Source organism: Snodgrassella alvi (assembly GCF_002777745.1).
Classification (GTDB): Bacteria; Pseudomonadota; Gammaproteobacteria; order Burkholderiales; family Neisseriaceae; genus Snodgrassella; species Snodgrassella alvi_D.
The window spans coordinates 1-24,542 of the sequence record NZ_MEIO01000049.1 but is presented as its reverse complement, the minus strand read 5'-3'; the positions used below and the strand labels follow the sequence as shown (position 1 = coordinate 24,542).

At 41.8% G+C, this 24,542-nt stretch carries 21 protein-coding genes, 1 pseudogene and 1 riboswitch; of the genes and pseudogenes, 6 read left to right on the top strand and 16 right to left on the bottom strand.

From position 1 onward, the window contains the following. Nucleotides 1-27: 27 nt before the first annotated feature. Together cysW and cysT are read right to left on the bottom strand one after the other, a co-directional pair. Nucleotides 28-900, bottom strand: coding sequence for a sulfate ABC transporter permease subunit CysW (cysW, locus tag BHC51_RS06115; protein WP_100153581.1), 873 nt, complete (start codon nt 898-900; stop codon nt 28-30). Continuing rightward, nucleotides 900-1,736, bottom strand: coding sequence for a sulfate ABC transporter permease subunit CysT (cysT, locus tag BHC51_RS06110; protein WP_100124237.1), 837 nt, complete (start codon nt 1,734-1,736; stop codon nt 900-902). Before cysT ends, cysW begins: the two co-directional genes overlap by 1 nt. 370 nt (nt 1,737-2,106) lie before the next feature. Between cysT and ppc the strand changes: the two genes are divergently transcribed. After that, complete coding sequence (ppc, locus tag BHC51_RS06105; protein ID WP_100153580.1) at nt 2,107-4,809, top strand: phosphoenolpyruvate carboxylase; 2,703 nt, start codon at nt 2,107-2,109, stop codon at nt 4,807-4,809. 270 nt (nt 4,810-5,079) lie between these two features. Continuing rightward, nucleotides 5,080-5,628 (top strand): nucleotide exchange factor GrpE, encoded by a 549-nt coding sequence (gene grpE, locus BHC51_RS06100; protein WP_100100758.1) that lies wholly within the window; start codon nt 5,080-5,082, stop codon nt 5,626-5,628. A 150-nt stretch (nt 5,629-5,778) separates the two neighbouring features. Here the strand turns inward: grpE and BHC51_RS06095 are convergent, their stop codons facing one another. Next, entirely contained in the window at nt 5,779-6,168 is a 390-nt protein-coding gene (locus tag BHC51_RS06095; RefSeq protein ID WP_100100789.1) for a cupin domain-containing protein, read from the bottom strand. A gap of 49 nt (nt 6,169-6,217) precedes the next feature. Continuing rightward, nucleotides 6,218-6,808: a hypothetical protein gene (locus BHC51_RS06090; protein WP_100153579.1), complete on the bottom strand. Its 591-nt coding sequence runs from the start codon at nt 6,806-6,808 to the stop codon at nt 6,218-6,220. A gap of 362 nt (nt 6,809-7,170) precedes the next feature. On the opposite strand from BHC51_RS06090, the gene BHC51_RS06085 reads away from it, so the two are divergent. After that, nucleotides 7,171-8,079: a hypothetical protein gene (locus BHC51_RS06085; RefSeq protein WP_100153578.1), complete on the top strand. Its 909-nt coding sequence runs from the start codon at nt 7,171-7,173 to the stop codon at nt 8,077-8,079. 610 nt (nt 8,080-8,689) lie between these two features. On the opposite strand, the pseudogene BHC51_RS13285 reads toward BHC51_RS06085, so the two are convergent. From BHC51_RS13285 to BHC51_RS13065, 10 genes and pseudogenes are all read right to left on the bottom strand, one after another. Further along, a pseudogene (locus BHC51_RS13285) lies at nt 8,690-8,860 on the bottom strand (DUF3800 domain-containing protein); the annotation flags it as partial. A 261-nt stretch (nt 8,861-9,121) separates the two neighbouring features. After that, entirely contained in the window at nt 9,122-9,901 is a 780-nt protein-coding gene (locus BHC51_RS06080; RefSeq protein ID WP_306807139.1) for an amino acid ABC transporter ATP-binding protein, read from the bottom strand. Continuing rightward, nucleotides 9,882-10,526 carry an amino acid ABC transporter permease gene (locus BHC51_RS06075; protein ID WP_100090123.1) on the bottom strand — a complete coding sequence of 215 codons (645 nt, stop codon included), beginning with the start codon at nt 10,524-10,526 and terminating at the stop codon, nt 9,882-9,884. Before BHC51_RS06075 ends, BHC51_RS06080 begins: the two co-directional genes overlap by 20 nt. 79 nt (nt 10,527-10,605) lie before the next feature. Then, nucleotides 10,606-11,400 (bottom strand): amino acid ABC transporter substrate-binding protein, encoded by a 795-nt coding sequence (locus BHC51_RS06070; RefSeq protein WP_218965882.1) that lies wholly within the window; start codon nt 11,398-11,400, stop codon nt 10,606-10,608. Between the two features lie 617 nt (nt 11,401-12,017). After that, a complete protein-coding gene (locus tag BHC51_RS06065) occupies nt 12,018-12,788 on the bottom strand; it encodes an ABC transporter ATP-binding protein (protein WP_100153577.1) in 771 nt (256 codons plus the stop codon). Between the two features lie 9 nt (nt 12,789-12,797). After that, nucleotides 12,798-13,799: a FecCD family ABC transporter permease gene (locus BHC51_RS06060; RefSeq protein ID WP_100153576.1), complete on the bottom strand. Its 1,002-nt coding sequence runs from the start codon at nt 13,797-13,799 to the stop codon at nt 12,798-12,800. A 2-nt stretch (nt 13,800-13,801) separates the two neighbouring features. Then, complete coding sequence (locus BHC51_RS06055; protein WP_100153575.1) at nt 13,802-14,590, bottom strand: heme/hemin ABC transporter substrate-binding protein; 789 nt, start codon at nt 14,588-14,590, stop codon at nt 13,802-13,804. Nucleotides 14,591-14,689: 99 nt separating this feature from the next. After that, nucleotides 14,690-15,727, bottom strand: a complete 1,038-nt coding sequence (locus BHC51_RS06050; RefSeq protein WP_100136164.1) for a hemin-degrading factor — start codon at nt 15,725-15,727, stop codon at nt 14,690-14,692. Nucleotides 15,728-15,768: 41 nt separating this feature from the next. Further along, nucleotides 15,769-17,970: a TonB-dependent hemoglobin/transferrin/lactoferrin family receptor gene (locus tag BHC51_RS06045; protein WP_100153574.1), complete on the bottom strand. Its 2,202-nt coding sequence runs from the start codon at nt 17,968-17,970 to the stop codon at nt 15,769-15,771. A gap of 465 nt (nt 17,971-18,435) precedes the next feature. After that, complete coding sequence (locus tag BHC51_RS13065) at nt 18,436-18,567, bottom strand: hypothetical protein (protein ID WP_257381753.1); 132 nt, start codon at nt 18,565-18,567, stop codon at nt 18,436-18,438. 230 nt (nt 18,568-18,797) lie between these two features. Here BHC51_RS13065 and BHC51_RS06040 point away from each other — a divergent pair, with 230 nt between their 5' ends. Then, entirely contained in the window at nt 18,798-20,747 is a 1,950-nt protein-coding gene (locus BHC51_RS06040) for a M48 family metalloprotease (RefSeq protein WP_100153573.1), read from the top strand. Between the two features lie 224 nt (nt 20,748-20,971). On the opposite strand, the gene BHC51_RS13060 is transcribed toward BHC51_RS06040, so the two are convergent. Further along, nucleotides 20,972-21,106 (bottom strand): hypothetical protein, encoded by a 135-nt coding sequence (locus BHC51_RS13060; RefSeq protein WP_257384779.1) that lies wholly within the window; start codon nt 21,104-21,106, stop codon nt 20,972-20,974. 191 nt (nt 21,107-21,297) lie between these two features. Between BHC51_RS13060 and BHC51_RS06035 the strand changes: the two genes are divergently transcribed. Both BHC51_RS06035 and tenA read left to right on the top strand, forming a co-directional pair. Then, nucleotides 21,298-22,722, top strand: a complete 1,425-nt coding sequence (locus BHC51_RS06035; protein WP_100153572.1) for a hypothetical protein — start codon at nt 21,298-21,300, stop codon at nt 22,720-22,722. A gap of 115 nt (nt 22,723-22,837) precedes the next feature. Continuing rightward, nucleotides 22,838-22,927, top strand: a riboswitch (TPP riboswitch). A gap of 57 nt (nt 22,928-22,984) precedes the next feature. Continuing rightward, nucleotides 22,985-23,647, top strand: coding sequence for a thiaminase II (gene tenA, locus BHC51_RS06030; protein WP_100153571.1), 663 nt, complete (start codon nt 22,985-22,987; stop codon nt 23,645-23,647). Between the two features lie 230 nt (nt 23,648-23,877). Here tenA and BHC51_RS06025 read toward each other — a convergent pair. After that, on the bottom strand, nt 23,878-24,542 hold a 665-nt coding region (locus tag BHC51_RS06025; protein ID WP_143558803.1), incomplete at its 5' end, for an IS3 family transposase.

Here is a 24,542-nt window from a genome sequence, read left to right as displayed (position 1 = left end):
ATCACCCAACACACAGCACCTTACTGTTTAATCTGTTACAGCTACCCGCCGACGTTGCGCATCTCTGAACAAATGCACCTGTCGCCAGTTAAGATATTTCTGCAATATCAAAGTACATAACGCCAGAATGGCCAGCAAACTGGACACAGCAAACGCACCTACCATGTTGTATTCGTTGTACATCATTTCCACCAATAACGGCATAGTATTGGTTTCACCACGAATATGGCCGGAAACCATGCTAACCGCCCCAAATTCACCCATCGCACGGGCATTAGTCAGAATAATGCCGTAAACCAACGCCCATTTCAGATTGGGTAAAGTCACACGCCAGAACATTTGCCAGCCACTGGCACCCAGTATCAGTGCTGCCTGTTCTTCACTGCTTCCCTGTGCCTGCATTAATGGAATTAATTCACGTGCCACAAATGGAAATGTTACAAACAGAGTAGCCAGCACCATGCCCGGTACCGCAAAAATAATCTGTACTCCATGTGTTTCCAGCCAGCCGCCAAACCAGCTATTACTGCCAAACAACAATACAAACATCAGTCCAGCTACAACTGGAGATACTGCAAACGGCAAATCCAGTAATGTTGTCCATAGCTGTTTCCCGCGAAAAGAAAAATGAGTTAACAGCCATGCCATCGCCACCCCCAGCACTACATTAATCGGTACCACAATCAGAGTAATCAGCAATGACAAGCGCACAGCTGCAAATACTTCATCGTCAGTCAAAGCAGCCAGATAAAGTTGCCAGCCCTTTGCCAGTGCAAAGCTGAATACCGACAACAATGGCAGCAATAACAACATCCCCAAAAACAACAACATCATAGTAACCAGCAAATAGCGCAGCCAACGCGGTTCGGTGAGTAACTCATTAGTTTTAACTGTACTCATCAGTATCGCCCCTGCATACGCCGGCTTAAACGCCATTGCCATAAGTTCAGTGTAAATAAAATAGCAAAAGAAATAATCAACATAAATAGTGCTACCGCCGCTGCGGCCGGTAAATCAAACAGTTCAAATTTACTGACAATAATCAGCGGAAGAATTTCTGATTTAAATGGCACATTACCTGCTATAAAAATGACTGAACCATACTCACCAGTGGCACGCGCAAAAGCCATGCCAGCACCCATTACCAGTGCCGGCAACACTTCCGGCAACAGTACCTTGAAAATAATTGTTAATCTGGATGCACCCAATATCGCCGCTGCTTCCTCATATTCTCCTGACAACTCAGCAAGCACCGGCTGCACAGCTCGTACCACAAACGGTAAACTAACCAGTAATAATGCCAGCCAGATACCTGTAGGTGTAAATGCTATCTGCCAGCCGAATCGGATAAATATGGCGCCTATCCAGCCAGTAGGTGCATATAAAGTAGCCAGAGCCACCCCCGTTACCGCAGTCGGTAACGCAAATGGTAAATCCACCAGAGCATTGACCAGATCCTTGCCCCAGAAATGATAGCGCACCAACACCCATGCCACTAACATTCCCAGTAACACACTGGCCAGCATTGCCAGTAAAGACATTTTCAGAGTCAGCCATACCGCAGTAAGTGTCCGTGGTTCGGAAATGACCCGTATAAACCCATGCCAGCCCAAATCAGTAACTGTCCATACCAGCATCGCAAATGGTAATAACACCAGCAATGACAGCGATAACACACTTACTCCCAAACTAAGCGTAAAACCGGGCAATACAGATGGCTGTTTCAATAACAGCATAACTTTTTCTCCCATAGACCCAACGGATACCAACAACGTCGGCAGTAGTACAGTAAATATACCGGCATATATTAGAATTCACCTGTTCAGGCTATGTCCCGACAGTAAAATACCAACCACATCAATAAACATGACAAAGTATTATAAGTAGAATACATAAAACCAAGCAGCAATACCATTCTGCCATACTACAGATAACCAACAATATAAAAGGCTGCCCAGACAATTGAGAAAGAATATATTTTTGTAACCTAAGAAGCAGTAGTTATAACTCTTTATCAAATCAGCAGTATTGCCGGCAGCAGCATCAAGTAATATCATGGAGCAAGCTATTCAACATAAACATACCAATCTACAATAGGGAAAAACAATGCCCACCCCACTTCTGGACAAACACAAAGACGCTCCCCTGTCAGCAGATATCAGCTTTCTGACTCAGGCCTTATTCAATATCCTACAACATGAAACTACCACAGCGGTACAAACCGTATTACGCCAGCTACTCAATGGTAGTCAACCACAAACCACTATCCAGCAGGCACTCCCCACCCTCGACCTGAACCAACAGCAAGATCTGATTCGCGCATGCAGCCTGTTTGCACAGGTATTGAACATCGCTGAAGATGCCCATCACGAACGGCGGCGACAGGCATATGAAAACAATAGCCAGCATCCCGGGCGTACAAGCTTTATTCGCGTTATCAACCAGATTCAGCAACAACATATCAGTACTTCCGAGCTGGAACAAACCTTACAGCGCACCAGTATCAGCGCCGTTCTCACCGCCCACCCCACCGAAGTACAACGCCAATGCATCCTATGTTTCCATCGTCATATCCGTACCATTCTCAATGAGCGCACCTACGCCGACAAATATCATAGCGAACAACTACAGCAACAGACAGAAGCGATTCTGTTGGCATTATGGCAAACTGACGAAACCCGCCATTTCAAAATCAGCGTTAGCGATGAAATCTACAATAGCGTAACCTATTTCCCGTTAAGCTTTTTCAAGGCAGTACCAGCACTGTATCGCAAGCTGCAACAGCAGCTTGCCGACATCTACCCGCACACCAGTTTACCCAACGTACTCAGCATAGGAGGCTGGGTTGGCGGTGATCGTGACGGCAACCCCTTTGTCAATGCTGATACCTTGCTGGAAGCCTTTACCTTTCAGGCTAACACCCTGTTGCAACATTATCATCAGTGTCTGGATGAACTGCATCAGCTATTACCACTGTCATCCCGCCGTGTACAGGTTCATAACACTATTCTCCAGATGGCCGAACAATCCCCAGATACCGCCACAGCACACATCGAAGAACCATATCGCCGTGCCCTCACCTATATACAGGCACGCCTCAATGCCACAGCGCAGCGACTGAGAATTCAACCAGAAAGCCCGCATCACGGTTTGCCACCCTATCAACAACCGGCAGAACTACTACAGGAACTCAATAATATTTCCAGCTCGCTGCAACAAAATGGCAGCGCCCTGCTTAGCCATGGCAAATTAGCCGATCTGATTCGTTCTGTCTCGCTATTTGGCTTCCATCTGATGTCCATAGACTTACGCCAGCATGCTGCCAAACATGCCGAAGTAGTGGCCGAATTGTTTACCCACGCAGGTCTTGAAGCCTTTCAGACCTTAAGCGAAGCAGCCAAACAGCGCGTACTGTTACGCGAACTGAGCACCCAGCGTCCCCTATATAGCCCTTATATCCAGTATAGCCCTCACACCGTGCGTGAACTGGCTATTTTCCAGACCGCTACCCATATCAAAAATCACTATGGTGAAACAGCCATCAACCAGTGCATCATCTCTAATGCCGAAACCGTTAGCGACATACTGGTAGTCGCATTACTGCTTAAAGAAACCGGCCTCTTGAATATCAGCAATGAAAAACCCACAAGCCGTATTAACATCGTTCCCCTGTTTGAGACCATAGATGCCCTACATAATTGCCTCAGCATCATGGATAACCTGTTCAACCTGCCCTGGTATCGAGCCTTCCTGCACAGCCGTGACAACCTACAGGAAATCATGCTGGGTTATTCCGACAGCAATAAAGATGGAGGTTACGTCACCAGCCAGTGGTCACTGTATCAGGCTGAGTCCGAACTGGTACAACTATTTGACCGCCATCATATCCGCCTGCGACTATTTCATGGACGCGGCGGCAGTGTTGGTCGTGGCGGCGGTCCTTCTTTCGATGCAATCATGGCACAGCCAGCCGGCAGCGTGGCCGGCCAGATACGCATCACCGAACAGGGTGAAGTAATCACCGCCAAATACGCCGACCCCACCAATGCCGAACGCAACCTCGAAGCCCTGATTGCCGCCACCCTCGAAGCCACAGTGTTACCACCCCAGAACAGCGAACCTGACAGCAAACTGATGGATGCCCTGTCCGCCAGTGCATTCAAGTATTACCGCCAGCTGATCACCTTTCCCGGATTTATTGATTACTTCCTGCAAACCAGTCCCATTCAGGAAATTGCCAGCCTCAATATCGGCAGCCGTCCTGCCAGCCGTAAAACACTGAGCAAAATTCAGGATTTACGTGCCATACCGTGGGTATTTTCCTGGACGCAAAATCGCCTCATGCTACCCGCATGGTATGGCTTTGGCAGCGCTGTAGCCGATCTCATCGAACAGGACAGCAACAATTTACAGCGCCTACAGCAACAGGCACAACACAGCTCCTTTTTCCAGACCATGCTGTCCAACATGGATCAGGTCATGGCAAAAGCAGATCTCACCATAGCCAAAGCCTATGTCAGCCTTGCCAGCGATCAGGAAGCCGCCCAAACCATTTACACCATGCTGGCAAATGAATTTGAGCGCAGCCGACAAGCCTTACTCAACATTCTGCAACGCCAGCACTACCTGAGCGATAACCGCACTCTGGCACGCTCGCTGGCCTTACGCATTCCCTACCTGAATACCCTGAACTGGCTTCAAGTACATTTACTGCAACAACTGCGCCAGCAACCAAATAACAGCGAATTACTTCAGCTTATCCACCTGACCATTAACGGGATTGCTCAGGGATTGCGTAATACCGGCTAAATATCAGACAAAGTGACGGGCAGAAACCTCTTATCCTGCCCGTCTATTAGCTCTCTGACGACCCAACCACTCCCACTCGTATATTTGCACTTCTCACCCAAATAAAAACATTTAAATACCCAGACAAGAAAGCATCAATAAATTCCTTAACAAAATCAGAGCCGTAATTCTCTATAGTAAAATCTGCCATAAACCCATGCCTGAAGCTTGAAATCAAATCATAACGACCCAATTTAATAAAATAATTTACCTTTTTGCAGAGGAAAAAACATGCAACCGGAAAACAACACCGAAAACGAAACTCAGATCAACGATAACACCGAAACCACCGAACCAACTGTTGCTCCCGAACCCACAATCGAAGATTTGCAGGAACGAATCAACGAGCTGGAAGGACAAATCAAAGACGAACAACTACGCTCGCTCGCCACCGAACAAAACCTGCGCCGGCGTCATCAGGAAGAAATTGAAAGCGCACACAAATTTGCCGGCCAGAAATTTGCCAGTGCCATGCTGCCCGTTAAAGACTATCTGGAAATGGCGCTGCAAGATCAGAGCGGCAACTTTGATGCCCTGAAAATGGGCGTACAAATGACCTTGACCGAACTACAAAAAGCTTTCGACCAATCTAACGTGAAAGAAATCGCGCCTAAAGCCGGTGACAAACTCGACCCGCACCGCCATCAGGCCTTACAAAGCGTAGAAAGCGAACAGGAACCCAACACCGTGGTTTCCGTAATGAAAAAAGGCTATACACTTGCCGACCGCGTATTGCGCCCTGCTATGGTAACCGTAGCCAAAGCTGCTGACGCAGAATAAATCCGCTTACACAAAAACCGTCAGACATACCGTTGTCTGACGGTTTATATATAAACAGCCTTATCTCTGCCCAATTACATTCTGTTCGAAGAGCAAAAAACCAACATCCCGCTCCGGCTATCCATCTGATCAGTAAAACTGCACCTGAAATTATTGCTCAGCAATCACATCAATAAACACCAGCGGTTCCTTACCTATATTGGCCAAAGCATGCGATTGCCCTTTACGCGCAATTGTCACATCACCAGCCGTAACTTGATAAGATTTACCATCCGAATCAGTAAACAGACCTGTCCCAGAAACAATAATATAAGTATCCTCATTATGCTCATGCCGATGAAAACCAATTGAATCACCCGGTTGCAACGTCATCCAGCCAATCTCCTTGATCGCCTCATCCTTCTTTGCCGCATCTCGTCTGAATGCAAACTGCCCATACAAAGTGCCCTTACCACCTGCTGCGGCATCGCGATTAAAACCAATCAATTCATCTTTTGAATACACATCAGCCCATACCGTACTGGCCATAGCGGCCAGCATCAATGCAAGCAGCCATCTAGCTAACATCATTCCACCTCCATATCAAAAGTCACTTATAATCCGGCCACACTTTTTCAGAAGCAAGCCGGGTAACATTACACACCAGTATTACTTCACACGCTCCGGCTCCCCTGTCAGTGCGTGACAATGACGATACCACATACCTATTTCCCATATCGACCCTAACCAGCCAACCATCCACACGGACATTATCCCCAACCTTAATACCATTAATCTGAGCAGCTATTTTTTTATTTGCCGGAATCAAATGAACATTCGAAGCATTCAGATACATATCATCATAAGAATATGGCATAGCGCCTCCATCTTTAGTACCGGCAATACCACCAAAACGGCCTCTCTGCTCAAATTTCAGGCGCTTTACTATCTTTTCATTAGCCATAAACCCCCATCCCACAAACCAGTCAGTTGTAGAGATACTAGCGGGTTCATCATAAAGATAAGCAGCGCGATGTAATACACGTGCAGGCATACTAAACCCAGCCAAAGGAGTGATTTTCACTCTTGGCAACACAAACGGCTGCATCCCTTGTGGTATTTCTGTTTGCAATGGTTCATCACCCGTAGCCATCGGCGGAAACTGCGAACAATCCACACCGTCATTTAAATATGCAGGCATAACAACCCGTGGTGAATAAGGTGAAAATCGCCACCAGCCAACACATAATAACAAAATACCTATCAATAACTTCCGATATTGATAAAAAAATTCATGGCAAACCTACGCAAGAATATTTAATCCAGATTAAAGTTCTATACCAAAAATAATATTTTTACCTTAATAACTTACAACATTAATGCTAAATAAACATTAAAAACAAACATTCTAAGAGTGTAACTCTCTTCGAAAAGAAACAAAAATATAAACAATCTGGTTAGATATTAACATTTATTGTTCTTTATTCTGGCTTATCACTCATTAATCAAGTATAAACACATAACACCGATATTACCCTTATACTGTAAAAAAGGATAAAATCCATGCGCTTAACAAGCCTGTTTTTTATTTTTATCTGCATAGCCCTAAGAATGGCCATAGCAAAAGAAATAGTATTACCGGTAACCTTTATCAAAGATACCCATATTGCCAAAGTAGTCTTAAATATCAACGGCAAACCAAGCCAGTTTCAGCTTGATACAGGTTCACAGACAGCCTTGCATTTACCACTAAATACACTGCAACAACTGCCAGATACGATCAAAAACCAAAATACCAATAAAAGTCTGGATTTAAACGGAAAAATCAATCAAACACAAAAATTTCTGATAAAGCATCTAGATATTAACGGGCTTAACTTTGACAACATCAATGCAGAAGAACTGAAACCATGGGGCTGGAGTTATTCCAGCACTGAGGAACAGGCACCTACACCAGATGACAACCTACCGGTTATCGGTTTATCACTTTTTCAGAATCACATCCTTACACTGGATTTTGCGCATAAAAGAATCATAATCGACGATGGTAAGGATTCTGCCCACATAAACCAGCAATGGATTGCATTCCCCTACAAAATTCATCCCAAAGAAGGCATTGTCATCAACCTTACCGATCAGAAAAAACCATATAGCCTTGTTCTGGATACCGGAGCATCAATGTCCTTTATCAAAGGCAAATCACTGCCAGCAGCATTCAACGATAGCAAAAAACCACCCGCAGCCAAATCCGAACAAGCCACACTGCGCCTGAATAAAAAAGGCAATCCCCAGACTGTTAAAATCATTCTGACTAACCCATCCATCCGAAAAATCCCCATTCGTGCAGCTATTATGGACGGTATGCCTGAACGATTTGAATCAGACGGCTTACTCGGCATAGATTTCCTGAAACAATACAGTGTGAAAATAGACCAGAAAAACCAGCAGCTATGGATTAAACCGGCTATATAACATCAAACTATATATTACAAATTTATCTATTTAAAATTAAATTCAGAAGAGCATTCTACAAGTTTTTAATTTATAATATTCTTTTGTCATCATACCAGAACAAGTATATTTTTTCTAAAATATAGAAAGAATATACAATATCTAAATAACATAATGTTAAATTAAAGAATTAAATAAGCAAATCAGGCAATAAACAACTGACAAATAAGATATCTTTTTATCAATCCAATATCACGATAAATCAAACTATCTTTTTAAATACCAGTATCATTTTTAGATATTAATACTTTCCTACATTTTTATTGAATTAAAATTTTACCTTAGGTATACTTTAAACAAATGGATTGGGTAGCCCAGTCGGCGCTGTAGCCTTGAGTATTCTCAAGGCTATTCTGCTTTTTTGACTTTATTTTCTGGCAAAATATTTAGTCCATAATTCAGATAATTGTTTCCTACATTAAGCCGGCCACCTTCACAATAAAATTTTAACTTTAATACCTCAAAAGCCCTATTAAGTTTTCTCTCAGAATTATTAACATCTAAGTGATATCATTTAAGAATTCATCAGATAAAGCCTTGGAATTAAAATTGAAAGGGTATCCATGTTTTCTTATTTCTTTGTCATATAGAATAACCATATCATGCCAAAAAGTTTAAATTTCAATGCTTGAATTAAAGGTACCAATTTTTCAATATAAATACGCTTATTAAAAATGCAAAACGCCAAAACAAAAACTGGATAATTTTTATCATTATCCATAGTTGACGTACCGCTCTCATCTGCATAAACAAAAAACGGACTAAAAGAATTATAATAATCTGCTAATAATTTTTTTTACTATCAGCAGATTGATCCAAATCTAAGGATAATTGAACCTGATTCTCAATATTATATGCATTGCTAGTGGCTATCAGATTACATTTAGTCATATTTATTACTACATACTATTTAGTACAGAGTGCATATCTCCGCATTGCTATTTAATCAAACATCTAATATAAACAATAACTACAACTTGTATAAACTTTAATAGTAATAAATTTACTTCAACATCGAGCTCAAAAATGCCTGTGTCCGTGCATGCTGCGGATTGGCAAAAAAACTTCTCGCTTCACCGGATTCGACAATCACACCTTTATCCATAAACAGCACCTTGTTTGCCACTTCGCGCGCGAAGCCCATTTCATGGGTTACCACCACCATCGTCATTTTGTCTTCAGCCAACTGCTGCATAGTTTTTAATACTTCACCGGTCAACTCTGGATCAAGTGCCGAAGTCGGTTCATCAAACAGCATAATCTGTGGCTGCATCGCCAATGCCCGGGCGATGGCAACGCGCTGTTTCTGTCCACCAGACAACTGCGACGGATAACAATCCTGCTTGTTTTCCAAACCCACTTTACGCAACAGTTCCTGCGCCAGTGGCACAATTTCGTCACGCTGCATTTTTTTCACTGTGATCGGTGCTTCAATCACGTTTTGCAATACAGTCATATGCGGAAACAGATTAAACTGCTGAAATACCATACCCATACGCGTACAGATATTCTTAATCGTCCGTTCAGGCACATAATGAGCACGGTTATGGCTATTATTCTGCACCAGAAAATCATTTTCAATCGCAATACTGCCGGCATCTATTTTTTCCAGATAATTCAGACAGCGCAGCAAAGTAGATTTACCAGAACCGGAAGAACCGATGATAGCAACCACTTCCGAGCGTGCCACCTGAATATCCACACCTTTAAGCACTTCCACCTGACCAAAGGCCTTGTAAATACCGCGTGCATCTATCATTAAATCAGTCGTCGTAGCGTGCATAACGTTTCTCCATTTTCTGGAAGCCCCAGGTCAGAATCAGGGTCATAATCAGGTAGAAAGCAGCCGCCACAGAAAACGGCATCAGATTGAATTCACGCTGTACCAACTGATAGGTTACCCGCATAACATCCTGCAATGCCAGTACATACACCAGCGAAGTATCCTTAACCAGCGTAATGGTTTCATTGCTCAATGGCGGCAGGATTTTTTTCCACATTTGTGGCAGAACAATGCGGCGCATGGTTTGACCATAGCTCATACCCAGTGTTTTTGCCGCCTCATACTGCCCTTTACCTACTCCCTGAATACCGGCACGGAAAATCTCAGCAAAATAGGCTGCATAATTGAGTACAAACGCCACTACCGCTGTGGTATAAGCAGGCAGCAGAATATTAACTGCCGGCAAGGCAAAGTAAATAAAGAAAATCTGCAACATCAGCGGCGTGCCACGCATCACCCAGATGTAAAAATTAACAATATAGTCCAGCGCTTTAATGCCAGACAAGCGCAACAACGCCAATACCAGCCCCAATGGAATAGACAGCAACAGGGTAATGGCAAACAGACTGAGGGTAATTTTTGCCCCCGTCCACAATTCTGGCAGCATATTTAACACATCATTCACGTGTAATCCTTAAAACAACAATAACGCTGCCTGAACAATTCACATTCAGGCAGCGTTGATTCTAGGGTAAAAACAGCATTTATTTGACGATGTCGTTACCGAACCATTTTGTAGCAATTTTAGCAGATGTACCATCAGCTTTCATACTATCCAGAGCAGTCTGAATTTTCTGCTCCAGCGCCTGATCATCCTTGCGGAAAGCCACAGCATATTGCTCCGTACCAAAATTATCATTTAAAACCTTATATTCATTAGGCTTTTTAGAAACATAATAACGTCCAACCACCTCATCTACCACCAGAGCATCTACACGTTTAGCAGATACATCCATTAAAGCAGTCACATTATCCGAATACTTTTTCAACTCTTTGAATGACTTAGCCACATTCGGTTCAGCTTCCACTGCGTCCACAGCACTGCTGCCATCCTGTACGCCCACTACTTTACCGGCCAGATCCGCTTTGGTGTTAATTCCGCCATCTGGGCGTACAACAATAATCTGATGATTATCCATATACGGTTTAGATAACAATAGCTGCTGCTGTCGCTGAGGCGTAATAGTCAAACCATTCCAGAGCATATCCACACGCTTACTATTGAGTTCTGATTCTTTAGCGCTCCAGTCTATCGGCTTAAGCTCTACAGCCAGACCGGCACGTTTGGCCGCTTCACGCGCCATATCAATGTCAAACCCAACAAGTTCATTTTTTTCATTACGGAAACCCATGGGCGGAAAACTGTCATCAAGCCCCATAACTACCGTTTTACTTTCACTGGAACCAGAAGCTGTACCGGAGGCAGACTCACCACCACAGGCAGCAAGCACCACCGCAGCGACAGAGCCCAATAAAAATTTACGCATGGCGTTTTGCATATAAAATTCCTGATTCAAGGCAAATAGATAATCGTGTCATACACTATACCGGAATTTTTTTACACTTTCATCTGTCAATACAGAAAGCTTTACTTGCAGCAGAAATATCAATAGTAAAAACAGAAGCATTGGTAATTAAATACATAATTAACTTATATATTTAGCAAATCATATCGAACAGAAAGACAGCTTAAATAAGGCTGAATAACCTTCCGCTAACAGACAGAATTTATCGGCGTGACAACCAGCAAATACAAAGCATAGAACATTTATCAACATAATCTCAGAACTAAAGCTCCATACATATCACTCATCTCCACCATTCCTCAGTTATCAGCACATTCTATCTGCTCATATACATTTAATTTTTCCATAATTAATTGATTATGCGTGTACTTAATTTCTAATACTTGCAATATCTGCGCTGCACTCCTATATCAAAAAGTTTGTAATATATTGAGGATACAGTTCTTTAGCGTAAATAATGAATACAATTGATAAAAATAACGAGAAAATTAAATTCCCGATTAGCCTCAATCCTTTAAAACTGCAATAACTCCCATCATCACTCATCACCTAGTGAACATTTAACTAAATCAATGCCTGTCATTTCTAATTCAGGCTACTACTGAATGTACAGGGTGATGAACCATACGGAAAAACAGCCTGCCATCCTCTTCGATACGTCGGATTGGCCATTGATACACCTCACTGAGCAGCTCAGACCGCATCACATCCTGTGGTGTTCCAGAAGCAACTATCTGCCCTTCATTCATTAATACAATAAAATCAGAATGATTGGCCGCCATAGTTAAGTCATGCAACACCATAACCACTGAAAAATTATCATGATTTTCGCATAAATAATGCATAAGACGATGCTGATGGCGAATATCCAAATGATTGCAAGGTTCATCCAACAACAACACCGGTGCATTCTGCAACAAAGCACGTACCACATTGGCACGTTGCTGCTCACCACCAGACAAACTACCTATGCGTTGCTGTGCCAATGTACGCAAATCAAAAACATCCAGCAGGTGCTGTAATTTTGTTGTTGATACCAGTGCCTTCTTAAACCAGCCACCATGCGAATAACAGCCAAGCTGCACATATTCAGTTACAGTAAGCGGTAAATTATATTGTCCGTGCTGACCTACCCAAGCAATCTGACCACGCTTTAAATAACTGTCCACCGATTTCCCGCGTAACCATACTCCAGCACCATGCAGACCCAGCAGCGCACGCAATAAAGTAGACTTACCTGCACCATTCGGGCCAATAATACTGATATGCTGATTGGCCGGCAGATCAAGCTGTGGTACTGATAAAATACAGCGGCCGCGTGGTTGCACCTGCATACCGCGAACCGTAAACAAATTCTCCATATCCCGCACCTAGCGCCGCAATGGCTGCAAAAACAGCCACAGAAAAAACGGCCCGCCCAGTAAAGCAATCACAATACCCACCGGCAAATCCACCGGATAGCTCAGCCAGCGTGCCACACTGTCTACCAGTAGCAAAAATACCGCACCCAGCCAAGCAGATAACAGCATAATCCGGCGTCGACTGCCGCCCCAGCTACGGGCAATTACATTCGGTATCATCATCCCCAAAAAACCAATAATACCTGCCAATGACACAGCTGCACCCGTTAATAGCGCTGCGCCGATAACTGTCCACATTCGTGTACTGCCTACCGCCACACCCATACTAATTGCTGTTTCTTCACCAAGCATCAGAATGTCCAGCCGGCGTCCAACTGCCACCAGCACGCACAAGCCTAGTGTCATCACAGCCAATGCATACCAAGGCGAGATAAAACCAGCTTCAGCCAGACTACCGGCCAGCCAGTTGGTTGCACTGCGTAAGACCATATCATCCGACATAAACAGAATCAGGCTTACAAGTGCACCACAGAAAGCACTGATTACAAAACCCATCACCAACAGGCCCAATGTACCGCCACCCAGCAAACGATGTACCGTCAGAATCAGTAAACACACCAGCAGCGCCCCCAAAAAAGCCGCCAAAGGCACAGTCACAGCACCCCAGCCAAAGGCCAGAACCGCAATCACCCCCAATGCAGCGCCACCAGAAGTACCAATCAGGCTCGGGTCTGCCAGCGGATTATCAAACAACGCCTGCAAGGCTGCACCGGCAGAAGCCAGTGCAGCGCCAACAAACAGCGCCACCAGTACCCGTGGCAGCCGGATATCCAACGTTGTCTCATCCAGCGACTGCGGCCACTGCCACCCCCCCATACCCAGCCCCAGACAAAACCAGCTCAATAGCAGGCTAAGTAACACAGCAGTGATAAACCAAACCAATTTAGGCCAGAACACCCTCTTTACTATAGTCGGGTCAGATGTACCGGCCGTTTGCAGCACTTGCGCCATGATTATTGTGCCAACTGATAAAGTTTAGGGATAACCTGCGGTGTATTCAGGCCGTAACGAAACAAGTCATTTGAAGGCATAAAATAGATTTTCTTCTGTTTCGCAGCCGGTGAAGCTGCGATTTCCGGCCGTTTAAGTAATCCCTGTACACCACCAGTTAATTTCTGATTACGATCGGCAATCAGAATAATATCAGGTTTCGCTGCCAGCCAGGCTTCGCGTGACATCGGCTTCATACCTTCAATAGCTGCCGCGGCATTGATGCCACCAGCCCGCCTGATTAGCTCATCTGCTGCGGTACCCCGGCCAGAAACATAACGGCCATCATAGCTAATCAGATAACGTTTACCAGTTTTCGGCATCTGTTTAACCTGACTCAGCCAGCGATCCGCTAAAGCATCGGCCTCACTGCTTTTACCAATAAGCTGGCCAATCTTGCGAACCCCAGCAGCATAGCCATTAATATCATCTTTGGGCGCAACATTCACAGCCATAACACCCACACGATTCAGATTGGCATAAATACTGGTTGGCTGAGCCATCCACGACCCCAGAACAAGAGTTGGTTTTCTGGCTGCAATTGGTTCCACACTTAATCCATGAAACAAACCAATACTGGGCACATTCTTTAAAGCCGGATTAGTAGAAGCCATCTCACGGCCTACCACTTCTTTGGCACCACCCAGTTCCACCACAACATCAGCCACATCTGGCGTCAACGTAACAATGCGGGCAGCAAATGCAAATGGAAAAGCAGCGCACATTGCCGCTGCCAACAGTAATTTCTTCATGATTTACCCTTTGATAACTCACAGTATAGCGGCAGGCATGCCTACTACAGCTTATGATTACTCTTCATAGCCACAACAACGCATACCTGCTGTAGCCGTTTAGCCTGCTAACAAGCCATCCATAAGCTGATGCCATGATTGCATTTCATCATTGCCCTCTTCGCGACGACCAAAAATCTGCGCCACCGTCTGACGATTTTTGTCGAAACCCTCAATACAGGTAACATAGCCTTCACTAATTGGGCGACGTACTACCCATGTTTCCACAATATCACTATCGCGCAGGTGCAAATCAAAACCCTCTTCCGGCACCTTCGCATCCAGTACATTCAGATAGCCATGTGAACGCACCACATTGTGCACCTTACCAGTCTGAATCTGCACCAGTCCGCGGTTACCAACAAAAACCATAATTTCCAGCTTATTTGCCTGTACGTGCTCTAATACCTGCTCCCATACACTGCGATCCACCTGTCTGGTGCTGCCGGCAGGAGCATGACGGTAAGACTGCTGGCGATCAATCTTAAACGTTTCCAGCAAACCACCAAAATGATGTACATCTTTCAATTCATTCCAGCGTTCCTGAAAAGCCTGTTCCCGTTCCGGCGACAATGGCTCCGGCACAGCTACCTGAACCTCAGGAGCCGGCAGAAATTCCGGCTTACCGCTGGTTGCAAACTCATCAATCAGTGCCTGCCATGCCTCCAGTTTAGTATCATCACGCATGAACACCTTTTCAATATTCACGCCATACTCATCGTAAAACTGAATTGAACGCATGGTTTTATCGCCCATTACCACCGTTATGGCCAGCGCATGGTGCCAGTTATGCAGAAAAAAACGTAAATCCAGCCCACCCACATTCAGAGCCAGCCCAGTACGCGCAGTCAGCGTAACATGCTCATAAACGCCGATTTTCTCATGTACCGCTACATCATTGCGTACCACACTCAATACTTCGCCCAATGTTTCCAGCTTGAGCACCAGCTCGCGAATCTGACTACCCAGATAAATCGAATCAGGCGCATCCGCCATCAACGCACCTTCACTCACTCCCAGATCAGCGGCCGCTTGGCGAGGGAAATACATACCCTCCACCGTTGCTTTCTTATTCAGATATTGTTGCCATAAACTCATATTTTGTTCCTTTACGAAGTAATTATTAGTAGCAGATTTATTTAAAACGTGTAGCGTAAGCCAACATTAAATGTTCTTCCCGGAGCTGAATAGAAATCAGCATTATCTTTGGTTAGTTTGGTAGCACTGCCATCACTCTGACCAGAAGTGCCTGCCTGACTATTCACATTCGGCATCATGTAAGCTATGTCAGCCCAATTCCAATATTTCTGATTGAATACATTATTCACACCAACACGAAAACTCAAATGCCTAGTCGGCTTCCAGTAGCCACCTAAATCAACCAAAGCATAACTTCTTGATGGGTTGTAATATCCCGCATTCTGCACATCACTTTCATCTTTCTTGGCTGCATAAGTAAAATCCAGATTCGCTCCCCAAACATCTTTATCATAGGCCAAGCCCAGTTTTACCTTAACCGGCATAACAGAATTAAGTGGCTGATCTATCCCATCCTGACGAATCGAACCTCGCGAATAAGCAAGCGAACCACTTACTTTCCAGTCTGGGGCAAATTTCCAGCGTGCATAGGCTTCACCGCCATAGATATGTGCTTTACTGAAATTCTGAGCCTGCAATACCAGCGTTTGATAGCGGCTCCATACAGCCGGCAATGCCACCTGATCAGCAATATTCACATAATCAATAAAATTCTTATAATGATTATCAAATCCTGCTATGCCATATTCAAGTACACTATTCTTCCCGCGTATACCCAGCTCAAAATTATCAGCTGTTTCTGCTTTCAAATTTGGATTGCCCCAAGAGCTGTAATTACCCGGATTCCAAGAGGACGCCAATTGCTGTGCCGATGGAGCATTAAACCCACGCGCATACTGAAAATAAGGTACCAATAATGGAGCAAACTGATAAGAAATACCCAAACGCGGCGTAATGGCACCCTGATGTTTTTTACGCAAATCACCAATACTATTGGTAGTTCCAGAAAAAAAACCACTATCACTCGGATTCATACTATAGTAATGCGCAGACAAACCCGGGCTAACAATTAAATTACCCCACTGCAAATCACCATCAACATACATACTGGCGCGAATCGTCTTATTATCAGCGTTTGGTTTTGATCTGGCATAATATCCCTGCCAGTCACTGCTTAATTCATGGCGCACAAAACTCAAACCATAACGCCAGTCCTGATACAGACCATTGCCATCAAAATGCGATCGCCAATCCGTAGTCAAACCCCATACCTTATCCTTATTATTAAATTCAAACGCACAACGATTTTTCATACTCGGGATCAGACTGGTACAACCACGGACATAATCACGATGAGTCACCGAATCAGTTTTAGTCTGCTGCCAGTAAATCTGCGTTGTACCCTCATGGATTAACCCTTCATTACCATGAAAATCATGCCCCAACGAAAATCGTGTTTTCTTATTGTCATCTGTACCACGAACATCCGGATAAGTTTTATTGGCTTGTGACAACGAATCAGTCCACTGATTACGGCTCAGATATTCAGCAGTAAAATTGATGGTGTTTTTATCATTAATATCAAATTCATGCTTAGTTAGAAAATAACGGCTATTATGGTCAACAGGATCCGATTTAGTACGCAAAGCACCCCTGCCACCAATCTCACCTCGATTATCAGATTCATCACCCTTACGATAAGTACTCAGCACCATACCGCGCCAATCACCATTTTTTAAAGCTGCTGCCCCAGTTACCGCCGTAGATTTATCCACACTATTGTACTGAGTATCAACATAACCGCCCTGATCTTCGCCCTGCAAAATTTCATCCGCAGTGAGCGTATGCATAGCCACCACACCGCCCAACCCAAAGCCACGGGCATTTTTGCTGATATCCACACTACTGAGCGCAGAAACATCCATAAAATTACCACGACCAAAAATTGCATACTGTCCCGTATGCTTCATTTCGTTTGCTTCCGGTAAATCAATACCATCAATACTCATCGCCACACGATTACCACTCAGACCACGGATATTCACACTGTCGTTACCTTGTCGCGTCCCCTGAGTATCCAGCACTTCCACACCCGGAATATCCTTTAATGCAGTCTTCAAATCCACTGCACCCTTTTTCTCAATGGCGTCTGCCTTGATTTTAGTATCCTTAAACGCCGTGGGCATAGCACGTTCTGCATCAACATTAACTGTTGGCAAATGAGCCTCGCCTTCAGCATACCCTATTGCTGGAAAGCTCATACAGGATATAGCCAGCGCAATAATCTTGGGTGAGCAGCACATACTGAATTAACCCCTTTTGACGAAATTTAATATAAAGACGTCACATTGTAAACAATAATGATTCTCTTATACAAGTAAAAATGGGAATTATTATTATTAATATTTAGCCATATTATCCAAACATCCAGCAACCATCAATTACACCTACCATATAAAATATGGCATAAAGCATAAATACATCGTAAATACAGACAAATCCAACGTCTACAAAATACCATCCATTCAAATATAGATAAATAATCAAATATTTAAAACCAATTAGATAATATTCATACTTGAAAATGCATACACTTTATATTTAACTTATTCTGGAGCTAGAATTTATTCTTTGCAGTAACAAAAGCCTGAACGCTTATCTAATAATTATCTAATCAACACAACAAATACCTTTTATTTTTCCCACGTCTACCAATAACACCGTAATTTACTGGCAAATAATCCAACACAAATGCACATTGCATCACCTTACCCCGCCATCACCGTATCAACCTTCCTGAGATTCAATACCACACCCGACAGTCTTGCCTGCATATCAATAGCAAAACATTGCGCTTCACCTTCAGCAGCCCGTATCCTAAATCGAATACCTTGTCCCATTTACCACCAGAACCAATATTTAAAGCGTTTATTGTTTTTATTTAGCACAATTGTTAAAATAAATTTAATTCAGTAAATAATCAATTCAGTATTATTAGCCGGCTGATAATACAGATATCCGCAAGATTGCAGAAAAAAGTAATGTAGAAGGTGATTATCTTGAATAACAGCACTGCGCCTCATACTTTCTCACTTAAAGAGCGAATCTATCTTTTTTTTTCATCATTTTATTGCCACTTATCAGCATTCGCCTAAGCCTTCACTTTTACCCCTCACCACAACAGCTTCAGAGCATCAATCAGGAAATCATTAAGCTTTCATTACAACAACAAGAATTACTACAACAACCCAGAACCCACAATAGCTACCGCCAGCGTTGTGAAATCACAAACAAGATTAAACAACATAATTTCACTCTTACATATGCCAAACCACTCGCCATAGGCGGCATACTTAGCGGCAGCATCTGTTTTTTTACCGGAGTGATTACTTTATTCCTCATTCAACGCTTGGGCAGAAAAGCGGGTAAATCTGGAAAACAGTTGCGCACTAATTTTGCTATTGCCTCACACATCATACGGGCTATTCTACTGATATTGCCCATCAGCCTTTTTCTGTCTTTTTCATGCAGTCTTTTTATACTCACCGATGGTTTAATACTGACTAAATTAGCCATTGGTCTGATTGCTGTGGCAGGATTATGTCTCTCCATTTGGGAAATTTATAACAAAAAGAATATTACCGGAGGAGCCAGCGTAAACGGCGTACTTATCACATCAGAAACCAATCCCAGATTATACCAACTGGTTAAACAAATCGTTCAGAAGCTTGAGTTAAACGTTATGCCAGACAATATAGTATTTTGCATAGGACATGGTTTTAAAGTAAGTAATCAAACAATTTACCTGTATCCGCATGAAACCTCCTTGACTGAAAATACCTTATACTTGACTGGAAATACCTTATATCTGGATAGTACTTATATCAATTATTTAACCTTAGCCGAGTTAAGCAGCATAATAGCACACGAATTGAGCCATATTGCCAGCAATGACCCGAGCCTGCCTAAAGACTTTTATCGTCAGATTGACAGATTAACCGAAACCATTACTTCTTTTTCCCGATCTCGTTTATTCTATCCGGCATATCTGTTATCCAAACATTTTTACTGCTCATTCAACCGGGCAATACGGCAATGGAATCGTTCCAGAGAATATAGAGCAGATTCAAAGGCTTTAAAAATCATCCCCAAAGAATACCTTGCCTTAGCGTTGAGTAAGATACGTCTTCTGCAAGTACCCATCAATCAGGCACTGGATAATTATTACTATAACGCACATACAACCCATCTGCCTTTAGATTATGTTACCCACTATGTAGCACATTCAGAAATACCTTCGCTTAGAAAACTGCTAAAAAAACAACCATCTGTTTACGACACACACCCGACTTTAGCTCAACGGCTATCTTCCGTTAAATATCGCGAACTAAATCGCCTGTGCGGTTTGCTTACCAGCATCAGCCCCACCTCACTGCTAACAGACCTGTTCAGTCACGAATTAAACACACTGCAAGCAGATTACCAAAACAATATCCAGAAGATAGCAAAAACCAATATCAATTATCTAAAAACACACATCAATAATCGTCAGCAAACCATTACCATAAAACAGGGCGGGATTATCAGATTATTGCTGCGATCCTTACTGGCAAGCCTGTTCATCTTAATAACATACGCCTTTTTAATAGCTAACGAAAAACACGATTCTGAATGGCTAATAACCGTCATTATCCTTTCAATAGTCAGTATTTTTTGTTTACGCAGATGCTACAAAATGTATCAACGTATTGGTTCGCCACTGCTTACCATCACACCGCAAGGATTAGTCCTCCCCTGCTTCGAGAAAGCCATCCCTTGGGAGCAGATAATCCATTATCAGATAAATGAAATTATGTATAAAAAACTAAACCTTTATCTCAATCCTGCATTTAACCCGGGCAAATTTAAACCCAGCAGCGCAAAAATAAAATATAACAGACAAAATAATCATATCCAGATAACTGCCTATGAAATCAAAGGCAAAATAAATTTACCAGACTGCGCCCCTTTAATATCAGACTATATAATAACAGCTACGGCCCGAGTAGAACTGCAACTGTTTACGCAGAACAAAGAATAATTAAAACATCGCGGTAGCAGCTAGCAGAAGATTTTTACTGCGTATTGAAACAAATCATTCTTGTAAATAAATTTTTAAAATTAGAGATTTTCAGCTTTAACCATTAAGAAAACTGTATGCTACGCTGCTAACAGGTAGTTTACTCACTACAACTAATATTTATAATGATTATTCTTATCCTGAAGTAAGCCCCCGCTGCTATCTGGTATAAATAGCTGTAAAGCTTAAAATAGAATACTACCACCAACCTTACCACCTATAACAAAAGCATAGATATCCAGCAAATGAGCTTCCTTGAATCCACTGCCAAGATAGCTAGAATAACTTAAAGTAGCATTAGCTGTTAACTCGAACCGCATTTACACTTCAACATCATTTATCCACAAAATTAAACTTTGCCAGATAACCTATAAGCTACATCGCTAATCAAACCAAAACAGTATTAAATAATACAACTTAAATTCAACTGGTATCAACATGATAACCTTACTATCATTACCAGAAACTAATTTATGCTAACAGACTGAATACACTTGTAGAAAGAAATAATATGGATAGTAAAGAAAACAAAGTTGTAAATAAAAACAGTGAAACATTAAAAAAAGTTACAAAAAGTATTTCTGATTTTCTAATTCATTATATACAAAATAATCTTATAAAATTTTTATCCATATGTATTTTATGCTTTGGAGGATGGCTCCTATTGGTATTTTTCATTAATATCAATTATATGCCAGAAATTAGTATTGAATCGATATCATCTATTATTTATGCGATAGCCATTTTAGGCTTGGTTTTGTTTATATATTCTTTGCTATTTATCACTCTTCCTGGACTATTTCTCTCTTACGGAAAACAAAAATTTACTGGCGTTTCGAAATGGCATATATTTATATTAAATGTAGATGCGGCATTAATTTGGTTTTTAATTATAAGTCTCCAGCTATATGAATTTACTACTATAAATAAAAAAACTTTTATAATTTTAATAGCCACTATTATAATTATTTTATTCATAGTATCAATGATTTTAAGTAATAAACAATTTTTTAAAAAATATTTTGAACAAAAAAAAAGATACGTCACAAAGCTTAAAAAATCAGATATATATCATGTAAATATAAATAGAAAACAAAATTTTTTATGGTCACTAACAATTATTAGTGTCACAACCATATCTTATGCTATGTGTATTTTCTCTATTAGTTTTTTCTGGCTTAATGGAAGTATTAACACTGAAAATGATTACTCATTTATATTTAAAAGTATTTATTTTATTTTTCTAATTATTCTTTCAACAACGTTCATAGGAAGTTTAAAATTTCCAGAAAGCCTAAAATTTGCATTAGCACTTTCGCCATTATTATTATTTATAATACTTTTCCTAACAAAAAGTTTTTCTACCTTTTCACTCTACAGCATCAAAATTTTGCGACTTGGTGAGGTCAATTCTACAAGAATAGTGGTATCAGGAAAAACTTGTCAAACAATTAATTATTCGCTTGGAAAAAAAGTATGTGAAGGACAATCAGATGATTCAGTTACAGCTATATGTCCAGTTTTGATAAAATCTCGTATTGGTAATGAAATGGTGCTGGAATTTGCACCTTTATACAAAAATAAGTCAAAAGAAAATAATAAATGGAATAACTTTTTCTGGATAACTACCAAAAATACTGATAACAGGGATAGAAATATAGAAATGTCTCAGATTGTGATTCTGGATAAAAGCAAAATTTTAAGCTGGCAACCTCTTGCCAGAATCGAGGAAAAAGATTTTAATGATATTAAAAAAACATCTTCAGAACCTGCTGCCACTAGTGCGGATAATGATATTTTAAAACTGGTAACATTATATGATGCCAAACAGAAAATATCTGCGGGTACAGCTTCGGATGTAGATGAGTTCCTGCTTAAACATTGTAGAGAAGATATAGATGAATTCACGAATAAAAATCCTGCTCCAAACAAATAACTCTATTCATATAAATTTATTGAAAACAAATGTATACTGTATTCATTGGTGAGGCTGTTAGCTGAATATAATATTCTTCTCTTATTTGTCTCATCTATTTCTTAACCTTTACTGGTTAATTTATCCGGGGTGCCACAGGCTGAGATTACACCCGTTGAACCTGATGCGGTTAATACCGACGAAGGGAGTATAAAACAAGCTTTTGCAATAATAAGTCTGTTTTGTTACTCCTTTTAATATATTATTTATTAAAGGAGCGTTGATGCCATCATTCCAATCCCTTATTGATTCCTGTCGGGACGACTGGAATCGCTATATTCAGCATGATTTTGTACTGCAATTGGGTAAGGGAACTTTAGCTAAATCGTGCTTTCAGCATTATTTAAAACAGGATTATCTTTTTTTGATTCAGTTTTCGCGGGCATGGGGGCTTGCAGTTTATAAAAGCCACGATATTTTTGAAATTCGGCAGGCTTTAGCTGGTCTTAAAACTATTGTTGAAGTTGAACTGGATTTGCATATTCAGTACTGCAAGCAATGGGGCATAAGTAAACAGGAACTAGATAATCTGCCGGAAGCTAAAGCCAATATTGCTTATACGCGTTATATGCTTGATGCCGGACAGCAGGGTGATCTGCTGGATTTGCATATCGCACTGGCTCCCTGCCTAATTGGCTATGGCATGCTTGCGAACTGGATTCAGGAACAATCATGGTATCAGGCGCACAACAATCCTTATCTGAGCTGGATTGAGATGTATACAGGTGATGAATTTCATGCAGCCATGCAAACAGAGATTAACTGGATTAATCAGCGTTTGGCCAATATTGATTCGCAGCGTTTTGAGCAGTTGGTGAAAATTTTTACCAATGCAACGCGATTAGAGGCTGATTTCTGGCAAATGGGTCTGGATAAAAGCTATTAAATTGTGAGCAATATCGATTTTTCTGTCAGCATAAATGCTGGAAAAGTTAATCATTAGATGGATACTAACTAGGCATAATTCTGTGTGGTTGAATTATCCTTTGTATTTTCCTGAATTGATTTCCGATGTGCTGCTTATAAAAATATATTACCGATAATTCAGGGTGGATAATGAGTTTTGGCTCTTTTAGTGTAAATACCCCAAACTTAGTACAAGATTCAAGTAGAAAATTATGCTGCTTGTTTTAGGGTTTTATATTCAATCGGCGTCATATTATTTAATGCTTCATGAGGCCTTTCCGTGTTATAAATGGTTAGCCATTCTTCGGTTACCTTTCTTGCTTGTTCCAGATTATTAAATAGATATAAATCTAGTACCTCTGTGCGATAGGTGCGATTAAATCGTTCAATATATCCGTTTTGATATGGGCTACCTGGTTGAATATAATCTATGGTTATACCATGTGACTTTGCCCAGTCGATGAATGTTTTTCCGGTAAATTCCGGTCCATTATCCACTCGTATTTTGAGTGGATAGCCATGATATTCGGCCAGTTTATTTAGGTAACGGGTAATCCTGCCAGCAGGTAAACTAACCGCAATATCAATGCCTAACGCCTCACGATTAAAGTCATCTATCACATTGAAGGTTCTAAAACGCTGTTGATTGCGACTGCTGTCACTCATAAAATCCATTGACCAGCATTCACCTTGTTTATTGGGTGCTGATAGCCTTTCTGGGCTTCGTGGAGGAATGCGTTGTTTACGCTTTACCCTGAGATTAAGCTTTAATTCACAATACACCCGATACACACGTTTATGATTCCATTTATAGCCGAGCTTTCTGATGCGATTAAAACATTTAGGAAAGCCCCAGCGTAAATGCTTATCGGTAA

Excerpts from the sequence above, each read along its gene's own strand:
- BHC51_RS06060 (WP_100153576.1), bottom strand. The coding sequence starts at position 13,799 with ATGGCGCAAGTGCTGCAAACGGCCGGTACATCTGACCCGACTATAGTA.
- BHC51_RS06045 (WP_100153574.1), bottom strand. The coding sequence starts at position 17,970 with ATGTGCTGCTCACCCAAGATTATTGCGCTGGCTATATCCTGTATGAGC.
- grpE (WP_100100758.1), top strand. The coding sequence starts at position 5,080 with ATGCAACCGGAAAACAACACCGAAAACGAAACTCAGATCAACGATAAC.
- BHC51_RS06070 (WP_218965882.1), bottom strand. The coding sequence starts at position 11,400 with ATGCAAAACGCCATGCGTAAATTTTTATTGGGCTCTGTCGCTGCGGTG.
- cysW (WP_100153581.1), bottom strand. The coding sequence starts at position 900 with ATGAGTACAGTTAAAACTAATGAGTTACTCACCGAACCGCGTTGGCTG.
- BHC51_RS06080 (WP_306807139.1), bottom strand. The coding sequence starts at position 9,901 with ATGCACGCTACGACGACTGATTTAATGATAGATGCACGCGGTATTTAC.
- BHC51_RS06095 (WP_100100789.1), bottom strand. The coding sequence starts at position 6,168 with ATGCTGGCCGCTATGGCCAGTACGGTATGGGCTGATGTGTATTCAAAA.
- BHC51_RS06050 (WP_100136164.1), bottom strand. The coding sequence starts at position 15,727 with ATGAGTTTATGGCAACAATATCTGAATAAGAAAGCAACGGTGGAGGGT.
- BHC51_RS06085 (WP_100153578.1), top strand. The coding sequence starts at position 7,171 with ATGCGCTTAACAAGCCTGTTTTTTATTTTTATCTGCATAGCCCTAAGA.
- ppc (WP_100153580.1), top strand. The coding sequence starts at position 2,107 with ATGCCCACCCCACTTCTGGACAAACACAAAGACGCTCCCCTGTCAGCA.
- cysT (WP_100124237.1), bottom strand. The coding sequence starts at position 1,736 with ATGCTGTTATTGAAACAGCCATCTGTATTGCCCGGTTTTACGCTTAGT.
- BHC51_RS06065 (WP_100153577.1), bottom strand. The coding sequence starts at position 12,788 with ATGGAGAATTTGTTTACGGTTCGCGGTATGCAGGTGCAACCACGCGGC.
- BHC51_RS06055 (WP_100153575.1), bottom strand. The coding sequence starts at position 14,590 with ATGAAGAAATTACTGTTGGCAGCGGCAATGTGCGCTGCTTTTCCATTT.
- tenA (WP_100153571.1), top strand. The coding sequence starts at position 22,985 with ATGCCATCATTCCAATCCCTTATTGATTCCTGTCGGGACGACTGGAAT.
- BHC51_RS13065 (WP_257381753.1), bottom strand. The coding sequence starts at position 18,567 with ATGGGACAAGGTATTCGATTTAGGATACGGGCTGCTGAAGGTGAAGCG.
- BHC51_RS06035 (WP_100153572.1), top strand. The coding sequence starts at position 21,298 with ATGGATAGTAAAGAAAACAAAGTTGTAAATAAAAACAGTGAAACATTA.
- BHC51_RS13060 (WP_257384779.1), bottom strand. The coding sequence starts at position 21,106 with ATGCGGTTCGAGTTAACAGCTAATGCTACTTTAAGTTATTCTAGCTAT.
- BHC51_RS06090 (WP_100153579.1), bottom strand. The coding sequence starts at position 6,808 with ATGCCTGCATATTTAAATGACGGTGTGGATTGTTCGCAGTTTCCGCCG.